This window comes from Mesorhizobium sp. WSM4837 (assembly GCF_055811435.1).
Map to the genome: position 1 here is coordinate 129,883 of NZ_JBVVQE010000007.1, position 15,877 is coordinate 145,759.

Below are 15,877 nucleotides of genomic sequence, written 5' to 3' on the forward strand. Positions count from 1 at the left end.
CCAAATCGCACCGGAAAGCAAGACCGCTTTTGCGAGATTGCCTCACGTCCGATTGATCGAGACCCCGCCATCGGCAAACAGCGCAGTTCCAGTGGTGAAGCTCGATGCGTCGGAAGCCAGATAGAGCGCCGAGCGGGCGATCTCCTCAGGCTCGGCGACGCGCTTCAAGGCATGCAGGTTTTCGACGAAGGCTCGCGATTCAGGTGTCTTGAACGTTGCCGAAGGCGTGTCGGTGCCGCCCGGCAGGAGCGCGTTGACCCGCACGCCTTTGGCGCCATTTTCGGCGGCAAGCACCTGCGTCAACCCGATCAGCCCGGCCTTGCTTGCGGCATAGCTGGTCATGCCGGGCATGCCGACGGTATGGCCGACAAAGGTAGAGGTGAAGATAAGCGAACCGCCGCCGCGTTCGACCATCGCCGGGACCTGATATTTCGCGCCGAGGAATGCGCTGGTCAGGTTGGTGTCGAGCGTCTCTCGCCAGCCTTCCAGCGACAGCTCCGAGATTGGACCCATCTTGCCGGTCGAGCCGGCGTTGTTGAAGGCGATATCCAGCCCGCCGAATTTCTCGACCGCCAGGTCGACAAGGGCTTTGGCATAGGCTTCGTCGCGGACGTCGCCGGCAAGGGCGATCGCCGTGCCGTCGGCTTCCTCGATTTCCGCGACGAGCGCGTCCAGCTCTGCCTGGCGACGGGCAGCGACGACCACCTTGGCGCCTTCCTCGGCAAAGAGTTTTGCCGTGGCGCGGCCGATGCCGGAACTGGCGCCGGTGACGATGGCGATCTTGTTGGCGAGTGCGAGCATTTTTGCATCCTTCTTTCGCGCCAGCTTTCGCCGGCAATCGGATGCTTGGTCGCAGATCGAGGCGGCACGAGCCACCCGATACCTGAAGGCGTCCGGATGCGTCGTTCGGCTCGTTGCTCGACAGGTCTTTTTGGCCGTGGCGCAAAACGGCAAGCGCCGTCGCAAACAGCGCAAGGGTGGCAGCGCTGTTTCGCTAGTGATACACCTCGCGCGCCGGGGCTCGATTGGATGTCCGGCCGCTATCTGCGAGGCTGGAACGTTGAAGAAATACTCGGTATTCGCCATCGCCCGCGAGGCCATGCGCGGCCACAAGGGCTGGGAGGAACAGTGGTCCTCGCCAGAGCCGAAGAAGGAGTACGACGTCATCATCGTCGGCGCCGGCGGCCATGGCCTGGCCACCGCCTATTATCTCGCCACGGTGCACGGCATCACAAATGTCGCGGTGCTGGAAAAGGGCTGGCTCGGCGGCGGCAATACCGGCCGCAACACCACCATCATCCGCTCCAACTATCTCTATGACGAGAGCGCCGGCATCTACGACCACGCGCTGAAGCTGTGGGACGGGCTCAGCCAGGAGCTCAACTACAACGTCATGTATTCGCCGCGCGGCGTCATGATGCTGGCCCACAATGTGCACGACATCCAGGTCTTGAAACGCCACGTCCATGCCAACCGTCTGAACGGCATCGACAATGAATGGCTGACGCCGGAAGCCGCCAAGGAATTCTGCCCGCCGCTCAACATTTCGCGCGATGCCCGCTATCCGGTGATGGGCGCGACCCTGCAGCGTCGCGGCGGCACCGCCCGCCACGATGCGGTCGCCTGGGGCTATGCGCGCGGCGCTTCGGCGCGCGGCGTCCACATCATCCAGAATTGCGAGGTCACCGGCGTCAAGCGGGCGCCGAACGGTTCGGTCACCGGCGTCGAGACGACGCGCGGCTTCATCGGCGCCAAAAAAGTTGGCGTCGTTGCCGCCGGCCATTCGTCCGTCATCATGGACATGGCCGGCGTGCGGATGCCGCTGGAAAGCTATCCGCTGCAGGCGCTGGTTTCCGAGCCTGTCAAGCCGGTCTTCCCCTGCGTGGTGATGTCGAACACAGTGCACGCCTATATCTCGCAGTCCGACAAGGGCGAACTGGTCATCGGCGCCGGTACCGACCAGTATATCTCCTATTCGCAGACCGGCGGCCTGCACATCCTGCAGCACACGCTCGACGCCATCTGCGAGATGTTCCCGATGTTCACGCGCATGAAGATGCTGCGCTCGTGGGGCGGCATCGTCGACGTGACGCCCGACCGTTCGCCGATCCTGGCCAAGACGCCAGTGCCCGGCCTCTATGTCAATTGCGGCTGGGGCACGGGCGGCTTCAAGGCGACGCCGGGCTCGGGCCATGTCTTTGCCCACACCATCGCCAGGGACGATCCGCACCCGATCAACGCGCCCTTCACCATCGAGCGCTTCCGCACCGGCCGCCTGATCGACGAGGCGGCGGCGGCGGCGGTGGCACACTGATGATGGCCCGCTTTGTGATGTTGGGACAGAGGCTTTGCGATCAACCCGCCGGCGCCTGCGTCGGCCACGGCGAATTGTAGGAACAACCATGCTTCTCATCCGCTGCCCCTATTGCGAGGAAGAGCGTCCGGAACTCGAATTCCGCAACGCCGGCGAGGCACATATCGCGCGTTCGGCGGATATGGCCGCGACAAGCGACGACGATTTCGAAAAGTTCTTCTTCATCCGCTCGAATCCCAAAGGCATCATCTATGAGCGCTGGCGGCACATGCATGGCTGCGCGCGGTTCTTCAATGCCGTGCGTGACACCGTCAGCGACAGGTTCCTGATGACCTACAAGGCCGGCGAGCCGAAGCCGGCGAAGCTGCCGGGAGCCTCCGAATGATCGCGACGTTCCGCATTCCCGGCGCCGGGCGCCTCAAGCAGGCAGAGACCGCGCGGTTCAGCTTCGACGGCCAGTCCTATGCCGGCATCGAAGGCGAAACGCTGGCCTCGGCGCTGCTCGCCAACGGCGTCCATCTGGTCGGCCGTTCGTTCAAATATCACCGGCCGCGCGGCTTCCTGTCCGCCGGGGCGGAAGAGCCCAACGCGCTGGTTGAGATCAAGCGCGACTCGGCCAGGAGGACGCCAAATGTCCGTGCCACCGTGCAGGAGCTCTATGACGGGCTGACGGCACAGTCGCAGAACCGCTGGCCGTCATTGGCCTTCGACGTCAGCGCGCTCGGCGACATCGCCTCGCCGCTGCTTTCGGCGGGCTTTTACTACAAGACCTTCATGTGGCCGAAGTCCGCCTGGAAGAACTTTTACGAGCCCAGGATCAGGGCTGCGGCAGGGCTTGGCGTCGCTCCCGACCAGCCGGATCCCGACCACTATTCGGCGCGTTTCGCACATTGCGACGTGCTGGTGCTGGGCGGCGGTGCTGCCGGCATCGCCGCGGCACTTGCCGCGGCCGAAACCGGCGTGCGCGTCATCCTTGCCGACGAGCAGCCGGATTTTGGCGGCAGCCTGCATTTCGAGAGTGGCGCCAGGATCGACGGCCAGGATGGTTTTGCCTGGGCGCAAGGTGCAGTCGCCAAGCTCAAGGCCATGGACAATGTCCGCGTGCTGTCGCGCACCACGGCCTTCGGCTATTACGCGCAGAATTTCGTCGGGCTGGTCGAGCGCGTCAGCGACCATCTAAAGAATGCCGGCCGCGAGCTGCCGCGCGAGCGGCTGTGGCAGGTCCGTGCCAAACGCGTCGTACTGGCGACCGGTGCCATCGAGCGGCACATGGTGTTTGCCGACAACGACCGGCCAGGCATCATGCTGGCGTCGGCGGCGCGCACCTATCTCAACCATTTTGGCGTCGCGGTCGGCAGGAATGTCGGCGTCTATACGGCCAATGATTCCGCCTATGCGGCTGCGATCGACCTGAAGAAGGCCGGCGTCGGCGTGGCGGCGATAGTCGACCTGCGCGACAACCCGACCGGATCGGTGATCGACGAGGCGAGGGCGCTTGGAATCGAGGTCAATTTCGGCCGCGCGGTGATCCGCGCCGGCGGCAAATTGCGGGTTTCGTCGATGACCGTTCAGCCGAAGAATGGCGGCGGCGAGCGCACCATCCCGGTCGACGCCATCCTGATGTCGGCCGGCTGGACACCGTCGGTGCATCTGTTCTCGCAATCGCGCGGCAAGGTCGCCTTCAACGATGAGACAAAGCGTTTCGTGCCCGGTACCTACGCGCAGGATTGCGTGTCGGTCGGCGCCTGCAACGGCACGGACGGACTGTCGGCGACGATCGACGAGGCCTATGCGGCGGGCGCCAAGGTGGCCAAGGATGCGGGCGTCAAGAATGCCGGCGCCAAGCCGAAGGTCGACGCCAGCGAGAGTTGGTCGCGTGGCATGCTGGGCGCGGCGCCCGGCGCCGGGCCGGACACGACGGTAAAAGCCTTCGTCGACTTCCAGAACGACGTCACCGCCAAGGACATCCGCCAGGCGGTGCATGAAGGCATGCGCTCGATCGAGCACGTCAAGCGCTTCACCACCAACGGCATGGCGACCGACCAGGGCAAGACCTCGAACATGCACGGCCTGGCGATCGCCGCCGAGACGCTGGGCAAGCCGATCCCGCAAGTCGGCCTGACGACGTTTCGAGCGCCTTACACGCCGGTGACCTTCGGCGCGATCATCGGGCACGCGCGGGGTCCGCTCTTCGACCCGACCCGCAAGACGGCGATCCATCCGTGGGCCGAGCGCCAAGGTGCAGTGTTCGAGGATGTCGGCCAATGGAAGCGCGCCTGGTATTTTCCCAAAGCAGGCGAGGACATGCACGCCGCGGTCGATCGCGAGTGTGTCACGGTGCGCAAGTCGGCCGGCCTGTTCGACGCCTCGACGCTGGGCAAGATCGAGGTGGTCGGGCCTGATGCGGCGAAGTTCATGGAGCTGCTCTATACCAATCCGTGGGAGAAACTGGAGCCCGGCCGCTGCCGCTATGGCATCATGCTGCGCGAGGATGGTTTCCTCTATGACGACGGTGTCGTTGGCAGGCTTGCAACCGACCGTTTCCACGTGACGACGACGACGGGCGGTGCGCCGCGCGTCATGAACCATATGGAGGATTACCTCCAGACCGAGTTTCCGCATCTCAACGTCTGGCTGACCTCGACCACCGAGCAGTGGGCGGTGATTGCCGTGCAGGGACCGAAGTCGCGAGACATCATCGCGCCGCTGGTCGAGGGCATCGACATGTCGGACGGGGCGCTGCCGCATATGTCGGTGCGCGAGGGCAGGATTTGCGGCGTGCCGACAAGGCTGTTCCGCATGTCGTTCACCGGCGAGCGCGGCTTCGAGGTCAACGTGCCGGCCGACTACGGCCAGGCCGTCTGGGAAGCGCTGTGGGCCGAGGGCCAGAAGCACGGCGCCTGTGCCTACGGTACCGAGGCGATGCACGTGCTGCGTGCCGAAAAAGGCTACATCATCGTCGGCCAGGACACCGACGGCACGGTGACGCCTGGCGATGCCGGGCTCGACTGGGCGGTCGGCAAGAAGAAGACCGATTTCGTCGGTATCAGGGGCCTGGCTCGGCCCGACCTGGTCGCCAAGGGCCGCAAGCAGCTTGTCGGCCTGAAGACCAAAGACCCAAAAGTCGTGCTGGAGGAAGGCGCGCAGATCGTCGGCGATCCGAAGCAGGCGATCCCGATGACGATGATCGGCCATGTCACCTCGAGCTACTGGTCGGAAAATTGCGGCCGCTCGATTGCGCTGGCCCTGGTTGCCGGCGGCCGCGACCGGATGGGCGAGACGCTCTACGTGCCGATGCCCAATGCGACGATCGAGGTGGAGGTCACCGGCATGGTGTTCTTTGACGACAAGGGGGAGCGCCTCAATGGCTAAGGCTGCCGCGAAGGAATCTGCCGCCGCTGCGCCGTCGGTCGAACGCCGGCCGGCTCTCGCCGGTCAGGAGCTTTCCGTAACCGGCGTTACGCTTGCTGTGTTGCCGCCGGCGCAGCGTATTTCGCTGCGCGCGCCGGACGCCTCGGTCGCGGCGCTTTCGAAGGCGCTTGGAGTGAACCTGCCGCGGAAGCCCAAAACCTCGGCGGCAAATGCCGGGCGCACGGCATTGTGGCTTGGGCCGGACGAATGGCTGGTCATCGACGAGGTGGGAAAAGACCCGCTCGCCGATTGCGCCGAGGTCACAGTGCTGCATTCGGCGGTCGGCATCTCGCATCGCAACGTCGCCATCTCGGTTATCGGTCCAGCGGTGGCGGCGACGATCAATTCAGGCTGTCCGCAGGATCTGTCGCTGGACGTCTTTCCGGTGGGCGCGGCCTCGCGCACCATCCTGGGCAAGGCCGAGATCGTGCTATTGCGCATCGCAGCCGACGCGTTCCGGGTTGAATGCTGGCGCTCTTTTTCCGATTATGTCTTTACTTTCCTGTCGGAGGCGGCCGGCGACGCAGCGGCTTAGGAATGTTCGCTGGGCTCGACCGTTTGCCGGAGCAAGTCGGGGAGAATGTCGATGCCGTCGAAATCCGCGCCGAATCCAGCGGCTCAGAAGACGCCGGCCGTGCGCTCGTTCGAACACGAGCAGCACAAAGAACCAAACATTGAAGAGGAACTCGAGGAAGGGCTCGAGGATACGTTTCCGGCCAGCGATCCGGTGTCGATCACCGGGACTTCGATTCCCGGCGCTCCTGCAAGACCTGGCAAGGCCAAGATCGTGGCCGGAATGAAGAAGCGCAGGAAATAACATTCATCAGGCTCCGGCGAGCCGGGTCGCCGGGCACGAGAGCAGGCGGTCAGGATTTCCTGTCGTCGCTTTTGTTTCGAACGTCAGAACGTGCTGGGCACGATCCACGGGTCGATATCGATGCCGAGCCGCGGGTCCTTGCTTTCCGTTGAGCCCTTGTGGGTGGCCGCGCCTGCCTTCTCGACCGATCCGGTCGCGCCGCAATCGAGCTTGATGCCGGTGTCGGCGCAGGCCGCGGCCGGCGCCTGTTTGCCGGGCTGACTCTGGTCGGCGAAGGCAGCGCCCGAGAATGCAAGCACTGCCGCGACGGTGAGGATTGTCTTTTTCATGGTCTGTCTCCGGGCTGGATGACTGGTTTTGTACATGTACGACATAGCGTACATATACGACCGGCGAATATGAAGTTCAAGTCGGAAATTGTACATGTACGAAATTTTTGACGGCGAGCGTGGCGCTAGCCCGCCGGGTCGCGATCCCAGCCACCAGGGTCCTACACGCATAGATTGATTCCCCAGGCCTTCGCCCTGTTTCGCTTGCCTGTCAGCTATCCGAAACCGAACAAAAACCCTTCAGCAGTTGACCGGCGTCTCGGTCAGCGGCGGCACGTCCTGCGTGGCCAGAGCGGCAAGCGTGAAGTCGCACATCCGCTTGACGAAAGCCTGCTGGTCGCCGAACGGATAGAAGGGAAGGGTGATCAGCAGCGAGATCGTGCCGTGGCCGACCGCCCACAGCATAGTGGCGATGGCGCGCGGTTCGCCCTTCAGCCTGCCGGCGGCCACGCAGGCTTCGACCCTCTTGATCAGCACCTTCATCAACGGGTTGCCCTCCTGCATCTCGGCGAAGGTCCTGCCTTCCGGGGGCTTGACCTTCTCGGTCATGAATATCGTGCGATACTCGTTGGGGTTGCCAAGGCCGAAGGCCGCATATTCGGTCATCACCACTTGCAGCGCCTCGATCGGATCGTCGGCCGGGTGATCCTCGATACGCTTTGCCAGAGTCTTGAACGCGTCCTCGGCCAACGCGAACAAGATGTCCTGCTTGTCGGCAAAATAGGAATAGACCGACATCGGCGCATAGCCGACACGCTTGGCCAGCTTGCGGATGGTGAGGCCTTCATAGCCTTCTTCCTGGACGAGCTTGTGCGCGGCGTCCACAAGTTCGGAGCGCAGTTCGGCCTTTTGTTTCTCGCGGCGTGTCTGGACGCTAAGCGGCAATTTTCGCCTGCCTTCTGTTTGTGGCTGGCTAAATTATATACGCTGTACGGAATCGGACAAGGCGCGGTCAAAAATCGGCGTCCTTCTCAGCCATTTTCGCCTAAACATCGATCACAAGCGTTACCCGGGCAGAACGACGCGACATCGGACTGTTACAACCAGAGGTTAGCTGCGGCCCGGCCAAGAGATTTCGTTGCTAGGGCGAGATGACCATGACCGAGCTTTCTTCCGTTGCGCCAAACGCAGATCCACTTTCTCACGATGCCATGCTGGCCCTCAGGCGGGTGGTCATGGTTGCATGGTTGGCGATCGCGCTCGGATTCGCCATGGAGGCGCTTACTCTGGCTGGCAGGCTTGCAGCGGGTTCTCACCCGGCTACCACCCTGATCCTGATCGAATTGGCGCAAGGCGTGACGTGGGCGTTCTTCGTCTGCGCCGGTCTCAGCCTCGGCACGGCGATCGCCAAGGTACGAGCCTCGCTCGGCGGCCTGATCGCTGCAATCTCGGCACCACTGGCGATGGCCATCGCCAAGGGGTCGCAAAAGGTCATGGTAACTGCTCTTGATGCGGCCACAAAACCGGCCACCCTCTCGCTCACCACGCTGGGCGTGCTGCGGGCGATCGAATACGGCCTGCTCGGCTGGATCCTGGCCTCGCTGGCGTCGAAGGAAAGGCCCCGTCCGCTCCATTTCGCGCTGGCAGGCACCGCGATCGGCGCGGTGTTCGGCGGCGGAATCACGGTCCTGACGATTGAGACGGCCGCGGTGAACGGCGTTGCCCTTGAATTGCCGCGGGCGATCACAACCGGCCTCAACGAGATCGTGTTCCCGATCGGTTGCGCGCTGGTCGTCTACATCGCCCTGCAGGTCGGCCGGCACATGAAGATGATCTCTGGCGAGGTTCGTTGAGCCGTTCAGGCCGCTTCTGGCTCGCGCTCGATCAATGTCAGCGTCAGCCAGCGCGCGGTCAGCGCCGGCTTTTTCGAGCCCTCGATCTCGATCGTCACGTCATGTGCGGTCTGCACCCACCCCGACGGCCTGACCTTGACGTCGGCCAGCACGAAACGGGTGCGGATGCGCGCGCCGGTCTTCACCGGCGCCAGGAAGCGCAGCGAGTCAAAACCATGGTTGACGCCCATCTTGCTGTTTTCGAGCGGCGGCATGGTCTCGAAGGTCATCGCCGATAAAAGCGAAAGCGACAGAAAACCATGCGCGATGGTGCCGCCGAACGGCGTCTCGCGCTTGGCGCGCTCCGGGTCGCAATGGATGAACTGGTGGTCGTCGGTGGCGTCGGCGAACTGGTCGATCATGCGCTGCGAGACCACCCGCCACGGCGACACGCCGACCTCCTTGCCGACGCTGGCCAGAAGCACATCGAGACTGATCGGTTCCACGCTGATGTCCTCCATTTCAACCGTCCGGAGCGCGAGCGGCTTCATTCCTTGAACAGTGTCAGCCCATGCTGCACCGACTGTCCGCCATCGATCGGCAGGATGACGCCGGTGATATAGCTGCCGGCGCGGCTGCACAAATAGAGCGTTGCGCCGGCAATGTCATCCGGCGCGCCGATGCGACGAAGCGGAACATGGCCGCCGACTTGTCTTGCCTGTTCCTCGCTCGCGGTGGCAAAAGCTGTCATCCGGCTCTGGAAGGGGCCGGGGGCGAAGGCATTGACGGTGATGCGGCGGGCGGCGAACTCGATCGCCAAGATGCGCGTCAGATGGTGAACAGCAGCCTTTGAGGCAGAGTAAGAGTAGGCGTCGTCGGCCAGCGGCTGCGTGCCCATCACCGAACCCAGATTGATCACCCGGGCCGGATCGGCATCGCTGGCGGCGGCATCGAGCAGCGGCAGAAGCTCGCGCGTCAGTTGGAAGACCGCAGTGACGTTGACGCCGAACACCCTGGCCCAGGCATGGTAGGGAAAACTTTCCAGCGGCGCCCCCCAGGAGACGCCAGCATTGTTGACCAGGATGTTCAGCCGCTCGGTCCGCGCCTTGACCTCGTCGACCAGCGCCGCGATGCCAGCCTCGCTGGAGACATCGCCGGCAAAGCCCTCGGCCCGGCCGGTGCCGCCGAGGCCGTTCAGTTCATCGGCAACCCTGATGCAGTCCTCACCCTTGCGCGAGGCGATCATCACGGTGGCGCCGGCCCTGACCAAAGCGGTCGCCGCCATGCGGCCGATGCCGGTCGCAGCCCCGGTCACCAGCGCGGTCTTGCCGGCCACCGAAAACAGCTCGTCCAGATAGCTCATCGCAATTCCTCCGCGCGCCCGTGCCTCGCCCAGCAAAAGGCTGCCATGGTCAGGGCCGCAAATCTCTTCAGGCAAATGATAGTGCCCAATTTGTATTGGAGATCAACTTGTTGAAGTCGGCGCCGCCCCTTATCGCCCTGCCGGGCACTTCTCCCCGTATAGTGACGGGGAGAAGGAGCTGACCGCAACGCCGGCGCCTTCTTGCGACGCCGGTGATTGGCGAAACCGGTGACGAGAGCGCCCCTCTCCCCGTCCCTATACGGGGAGAGGATGCCGGCAGGCAGGTGAGGGGCAGCGCAAACGCTCGGAATGAGCGGTGGACTAAAAGCTGAAGCGATTGTCCTGCCTACTCGGCCGGCTCGACATTGGTGTAGGCGGCTTGTTCGAGCTCGCGCTTCAACCGCGATGCCTCTTCCACCTTCGGCGTGACGAAGCGGCCGAGCAGGAGATAGGCGACCGGTGTCAGGAACAGCGTCGAGACGGTGGCCAGGCCCAGACCGCCGACGATCACCCAGCCGAGCGCGATCCGCGCCTCGGCGCCGGCGCCGCTCGCCAGCACCAGCGGCACGCCGCCGAGCACGGTGCAGATCATCGTCATCATCACCGGTCGGAGCCGGATGGTGGAGGCCTGCTCGATCGCCTCGCGCACGCCGAGCCCGCGGTCGCGCAACTGATTGGCGAACTCGACGATCAGGATGCCGTTCTTGGCCATGACGCCGACCAGGAGCACCAGGCCGATCTGGCTGTAGGCGTTGAGGCTGGTGCCGCTGAGCAAAAGGGCAAAGATCGCGCAGGCGAGGCCGAGCGGCACCGTCGCCATGATGATGACCGCGCTGACGAAGCTCTCGAACTGAGCGGCGAGCACCAAAAGGATGATGACTAGCGAGAAGCCGAAGATGGCGATCATGGCGCTGTTGGTCTCGCCCAGCGTCGCCGCCTCGGCCAAGGGGACGATGCGGCTGCCCGGCGGCAGAAGCGGCGTGGCGATTGCCTCGGCGCGGGTGAGCGCCTGGCCGAGCGCGAAATCGCCGCTGAGGTTGGAGGTGATCGCCACCGACGGCTGCTGCTGCTCGCGGGTCAGCGAGGGCGGTACGGCGCGCTCGGTCAAAGTGGCGATGGTCGACATCGGCACGAAGCGGCCGTCGGCCGTCTTCAGGAAGATGTTCTCCAAATCGGTCGGATCGTTGATCGGGTTGGTCGTCGAGACGAGCTTCACGCCGTAGCTGCGATCGGCGATATAGACGTCGACGACATCATTGCCGTCGAGCATGGCCTGGAAGGAATCGGCCAGCCTGGTGATGTCGATGCCGAGGTCGGAAGCGCGCTCGCGGTCGATGGCGACGGAAAGCTGGGGCTGCGTCGGGTCGACGGAGAGCCGGGGCGACTGGAAGCGGGCGTCCTTCTGCATCTCGGCGATGATCTTCACCGCAGCGTCGCCGAGCGCCGCACGGTTGTTGCCGACCAGCGCGAACTGCAGGCCGTTGCCGGCGCCGCGAATCCCGAGGCTGTTGGGCTGCATCGGAAAGACGCGCACGCTCGGCACCTGCCGGGTGAGCCGTCTGATGTCGGCCATGATCTGCTGCTGGCTGCGGGTGCGCTCGTCCCATGGCGCCAGCGTCATCACCATGAAGCCGGCATTGTAGGCGCCGTTGCGGCCGGCGCTCTCGAACGTATTGCGGATTTCGCCGGAATCGCGCAGCGGCTCGATCAGTTTTTCGATCTTCTGCATCTGCTGCGTCGTGTAGTCGAGGCTGACGCCTTGCGGCGCGTCGACGCGCATGAGCACGACGGCACGATCCTCGGTCGGCGTCAGTTCCTGGCGAATCGTGCCGAACAGCGTGAAGGCGGTGGCTGCAAACAGCAGCGCGACCAGGAGCACGATCCACGGCGCATCGAGGCAGGTGCGCAGGCAGCGCCGGTAGAGCCTGTTCAGCGCGCCGCCGATGCGGGCGCCGATGCCGCTGCCGCCTTCGTGATGAAGCGGCGCGACCGACAGCATGCGCGAGGCAAGCATCGGACAAAGGGTCAGCGCCACGACGGCGGACAGAAGCACCGATATGGCGAGAACGAAGCCGAATTCGCGAAACAGGCCGCCGGTCTGGCCGGGCAGGAAGGAGATCGGCACGAAGACGGCGACCAGCGTCAGCGTCGTGGCGATGACGGCGAAGAACACTTCCTGGGCGCCAAGCACGGCCGCGGCGCGTGGCCCCATGCCTTCGTTGCGTCGTCGCACGATATTTTCCAGAACAACGATGGCGTCGTCGACGACCAGGCCCGTCGCCAGCACCAGGGCCAGCAGCGTCAATATGTTGACCGAGAAGCCGGCAAGATAGATGGCGGCGATCGTCCCGATCATGGCGACCGGCATCGCAAGCCCAGGAATGAGCGTCGCGCGCCAGTCGAGGAGAAACACATAGATGACGATCAGCACGATGGAGACGGACAGGCCGAGTGCGATCTCGACCTCATGCACCGCGCCGTTGACGAAGACCGCATCGTCGCTGGTGACCTTGATCGACATGCCCTGAGGCAGATCCGCCTGCAGCGCGGCGACGGCGGCCCTGACGCCGGTCGAAATATCCAGCGTGTTCGATTCCGCCTGGCGGATGATGCCGAGACCGATGCCGGTCTTGCCGTTCGATCGCAATGTGGTCTGACCGATGTCGGGGCCGAGCGTGACGGTGGCGACGTCGCGGATGCGGGTCGTGCCGCCGATGATGATGTTTTCGAACTCCTCCGGCGTGGTCACGTCCGCCGTCGGACGCACGATCAGATCCTGGTTGGTCGTGGTGATCGAGCCGGCAGGCGAATCGAAAGCGACCGAGGCCAGCGCTGTCCTCAGGTCGGCGACGGTGAAGCCCAGGCCGGCGAGCTTGTTCTGATCGACATCGATGCGAAATATCTTGTCGCGGTCGCCATAGACCTGGACGTCGGCTACGCCAGGCACGGCGGCAAGCTCGTCCTCGATCTGGTCCTGGACCAGCACCGTCATGTCCTGCACCGACATGGTGTCGGAGGTGACAGCCAGCCGCATCACCGGCTCGGAATTGGCATCGGCCTTGACGATGCGAGGCGCATCCGCCGTATCCGGCATCTGGTCGGCGACGCGGCCGACGCCATCGCGCACATCGGAGGCGGCGACGTCGAGGTCGACGCCGTCGTTGAATTCGATGGTGACGCGGCTTGTGCCGAAGGACGAGGTGGACGAGATCGACTTCACACCAGAGACGCGGGCGACCGCGCCCTCAATCACGTCGGTCAATTCGCGGTCGACGGTCTCGGCTGCAGCGCCTTCAAAGGTCGTGTTGACGGTGACGACGGCGCGATCGACATCCGGCAGTTCGCGGATTTCGACACCGTAAAAGGCAGCAAGGCCGGCGACCGCGATCAGCGTGTTCAAAACGAAGGCCATCACCGGCCTGCGGATGAACAGCGCGGTGAATCCTGTGTCGCTGGCTGCGTTGTTGGTTGCGGTCATCAGCCGTCGGCGTCCGCGGCGCGCAGTTGTTCGCCGGCGATGCGGACCTCGCCGCCTTCGCTGACACTCTGGGTGCCCTCGGTCACCACCATGTCGCCGCTGACGATCGGGGCATCGATCAGCACGGTCTCAGTGTTGCGCTGGATGATGCGCACCGCAACCCGCTTGGCCTTGCCGTCCACGATGGTCCAGATATAGGCGCCGTCCGAACCCCATTGTATCGCCAGCGGACTGACCGCAGGATAGCTGTCGCCGGGGAACTTCATGGTGATCTGGAAGGACATGCCGGCACGCAGCGAATCGGCCGGATTGGCGATCTTTGCCTTGACCAGAAGGGTACGACTGGCTTCATCGATGTGGTTGTCGATGGCGGAGACCGTGCCGGTATAGGCTTTGTTTGGGTTGGCGATTGGCGTCGCCGACAATTGCGCGCCGACTTTGACGACGGCGGCGAAGCGCTCCGGCACCCAGAATTCGACCAGTATGCTGGAGCGGTCGTCAAGGGTGGCGACCGCCGACTGGCTGGTCACATAGTTGCCGGCTGATATCGGCAGGATGCCGACGACGCCGGCGATCGGCGCGACGATCGAGCGGCGCTGCAAGGCCAGTTCCGCATCGCGAAGCGCCAGCTTGGCATTGGCCAGCACCACCTCGGCATCGGCAACAGAGACCGCCGTCGCAGCGTTGGAAGCCCGCAACGATTTGACCCGGTCGAGCTTGGCCTGCGCGTCCTGCAAGGCAACCTTTGCGCGGTCCTGTGCGATCACCTCGGTGTCGGAATCGAGGGTGGCAATGATCTGTCCTTTTTCGACATGGGCGCCGGACTCGACCAGAAATTCGACCAGGCGGCCTGAACTGTAGGGATTGACCGTCACCGAGGCGTAGGCTCGGCCGGTGCCGATTGCCCGCAGGCGATCATTGATGACGGCCGTGGCCGCCGGCAATGCGACGATAGTCGCCAGTTGGCCGGCGTCGCTGCGGCGGCCCGCTTGCCCGGCGTTGTCGACGGCGCTCGTCGCTGTCGGAGGCGTCGCGGCATCAGCCCATTCGATGCCCCAGCGCGCCAGCACATCCGGCGCGCCTGGAAAAAAGCGAACCCAGGCGGCCGCGGCCGCGACGAGGATCACAAATGCAAAAACAATCTGTTTCCAGGCGGCCATCGGCACTCCGGTTGGCAAAGATACCGTCTACCCTTCCCAAGCTGAAGTAGACGCGACAGCACCCTCCGACACAGGGGATGGCCCGTCGATATCAAAGCTTTATGGCAATTCTCCCGCTCGCTTGCACATTAAATCGGTGTAACGTTGACAAGGGACCCTGCTGGGCTCACGGCCGATTGCCGCGGGCGGCAGAGATCGCCAGATGCGCTCGCCGTTCGATCGCCTCCTCAGGGCCATGCCGACGGCGCCGCTCGGCAGGTCGTCCATCGGATCCCGTCTGCGTGCCCGCGTGGAATCGTTTACATCGCGTGTGCGCCGCCGGGTACGACGACGCCGGACATCGCGATACCGGCGGTTGCCGGATCTTCCTTCAGCGCCGCGTCCGCGAGCGAGACCACGCCCACCAGGCGCTTGTCGCGATTGAGGACAGGCAACCGCCTGACCTGGATGTCACCCATATTCTGGGCGACGTGCTCGATATGTTCGTCCTCGAAGCAGTATTTGACATCCTTGGTCATCACGTCGCGGACCGTGGCATTACCGTCCTTGCCTTCGGCGACCGCACGCACGACGATGTCACGGTCGGTGATCGTTCCGACGAGTCGGTCGTTTTCTCCGACTGGCAGGAATCCGACATCGTCAACCGCCATGCGTTTCGCGATTTTCTGCAACGACTCGCCAGGACTGGCGAGATGAACGTTGGGGGTCATTATCTCAGCGACTTTCATGGTGAATCTCCCTGTTCGCGCCCAGAACGGCATCAACGCCTGCGGTCGTCGAGCGATATTGGTCTGAAGGACTTGTTGAGGACCTCAGGCCTGTCGGGCTGCGATGCTCGCTCGGCGGTCTCGTTCTTCGCTGATGGAACTAACAGCCGGGCCGAATGGTTCCAGCCGTTTGGCCGCGCCGCCATAGGATATCTGCCGGAACCATCGGGCTCCGGTCCCGTTTGCCGTGAATGCCGCCTTGCAGACCGGACATGGGCGGCGTGACCCTTGAAGCTTCCCGTTTTGTTCCCATATAGGATGAAAGGACTGGAGACGGTTCTTCCGCTGGGTCGCGCGGAGACTTAGGTAACAAATCGCACCTAAGACATGGCCTAGCGCGCCCCTGAACTGAGATGCCAAAAGCGTAACAGTTCTCCGCAAAAAAGATTGAAATCGTTGTTGACACTTTGGATGGGCGCCGACTATATACGCCTCACCAACGAGGGCGGCGCGCCGCTGGCGACGA

General features: G+C 64.0%; 14 protein-coding genes. 6 read left to right on the forward strand and 8 right to left on the reverse strand.

The genetic code is table 11. The features are described 5' to 3' along the window. Positions 1-42: 42 nt before the first annotated feature. Positions 43-801, reverse strand: a complete 759-nt coding sequence (locus AC0L3D_RS06315; RefSeq protein ID WP_473643498.1) for an SDR family oxidoreductase — start codon at positions 799-801, stop codon at positions 43-45. A 259-nt stretch (positions 802-1,060) separates the two neighbouring features. Here AC0L3D_RS06315 and AC0L3D_RS06320 point away from each other — a divergent pair, with 259 nt between their 5' ends. From AC0L3D_RS06320 to AC0L3D_RS06340, 5 genes are all read left to right on the forward strand, one after another. Then, positions 1,061-2,314, forward strand: coding sequence for a sarcosine oxidase subunit beta (locus AC0L3D_RS06320; RefSeq protein WP_091600443.1), 1,254 nt, complete (start codon positions 1,061-1,063; stop codon positions 2,312-2,314). Between the two features lie 88 nt (positions 2,315-2,402). Further along, a complete protein-coding gene (locus AC0L3D_RS06325) occupies positions 2,403-2,699 on the forward strand; it encodes a sarcosine oxidase subunit delta (RefSeq protein ID WP_023797525.1) in 297 nt (98 codons plus the stop codon). Further along, a complete protein-coding gene (locus AC0L3D_RS06330; protein ID WP_473643500.1) occupies positions 2,696-5,686 on the forward strand; it encodes a sarcosine oxidase subunit alpha in 2,991 nt (996 codons plus the stop codon). Before AC0L3D_RS06325 ends, AC0L3D_RS06330 begins: the two co-directional genes overlap by 4 nt. Continuing rightward, entirely contained in the window at positions 5,679-6,260 is a 582-nt protein-coding gene (locus AC0L3D_RS06335; protein ID WP_473643502.1) for a sarcosine oxidase subunit gamma, read from the forward strand. Before AC0L3D_RS06330 ends, AC0L3D_RS06335 begins: the two co-directional genes overlap by 8 nt. 51 nt (positions 6,261-6,311) lie before the next feature. Next, a complete protein-coding gene (locus tag AC0L3D_RS06340) occupies positions 6,312-6,542 on the forward strand; it encodes a hypothetical protein (RefSeq protein WP_023797528.1) in 231 nt (76 codons plus the stop codon). A gap of 83 nt (positions 6,543-6,625) precedes the next feature. On the opposite strand, the gene AC0L3D_RS06345 is transcribed toward AC0L3D_RS06340, so the two are convergent. Further along, positions 6,626-6,871 (reverse strand): DUF680 domain-containing protein, encoded by a 246-nt coding sequence (locus tag AC0L3D_RS06345; protein ID WP_128169934.1) that lies wholly within the window; start codon positions 6,869-6,871, stop codon positions 6,626-6,628. A gap of 240 nt (positions 6,872-7,111) precedes the next feature. Further along, positions 7,112-7,756: a TetR/AcrR family transcriptional regulator gene (locus AC0L3D_RS06350; RefSeq protein ID WP_473643504.1), complete on the reverse strand. Its 645-nt coding sequence runs from the start codon at positions 7,754-7,756 to the stop codon at positions 7,112-7,114. A 212-nt stretch (positions 7,757-7,968) separates the two neighbouring features. Between AC0L3D_RS06350 and AC0L3D_RS06355 the strand changes: the two genes are divergently transcribed. Beyond that, the gene (locus tag AC0L3D_RS06355) at positions 7,969-8,664 is read left to right on the forward strand and encodes a hypothetical protein (protein WP_128169936.1); all 696 of its coding nucleotides are present in this window, start codon (positions 7,969-7,971) and stop codon (positions 8,662-8,664) included. Positions 8,665-8,669: 5 nt separating this feature from the next. Here AC0L3D_RS06355 and AC0L3D_RS06360 read toward each other — a convergent pair whose 3' ends face one another. The 5 genes from AC0L3D_RS06360 to AC0L3D_RS06380 all read right to left on the reverse strand — a co-directional run bounded on the left by AC0L3D_RS06360 (position 8,670) and on the right by AC0L3D_RS06380 (position 15,372). Beyond that, complete coding sequence (locus AC0L3D_RS06360) at positions 8,670-9,164, reverse strand: MaoC family dehydratase (RefSeq protein ID WP_268929563.1); 495 nt, start codon at positions 9,162-9,164, stop codon at positions 8,670-8,672. A 26-nt stretch (positions 9,165-9,190) separates the two neighbouring features. Continuing rightward, entirely contained in the window at positions 9,191-10,006 is an 816-nt protein-coding gene (locus tag AC0L3D_RS06365; protein ID WP_287346387.1) for an SDR family oxidoreductase, read from the reverse strand. A gap of 346 nt (positions 10,007-10,352) precedes the next feature. Beyond that, a complete protein-coding gene (locus AC0L3D_RS06370) occupies positions 10,353-13,484 on the reverse strand; it encodes an efflux RND transporter permease subunit (RefSeq protein WP_287346385.1) in 3,132 nt (1,043 codons plus the stop codon). Then, a complete protein-coding gene (locus tag AC0L3D_RS06375; RefSeq protein WP_128171160.1) occupies positions 13,484-14,644 on the reverse strand; it encodes an efflux RND transporter periplasmic adaptor subunit in 1,161 nt (386 codons plus the stop codon). Before AC0L3D_RS06375 ends, AC0L3D_RS06370 begins: the two co-directional genes overlap by 1 nt. A gap of 299 nt (positions 14,645-14,943) precedes the next feature. Beyond that, a complete protein-coding gene (locus AC0L3D_RS06380) occupies positions 14,944-15,372 on the reverse strand; it encodes a CBS domain-containing protein (RefSeq protein WP_287346383.1) in 429 nt (142 codons plus the stop codon). Positions 15,373-15,877: the final 505 nt, after the last annotated feature.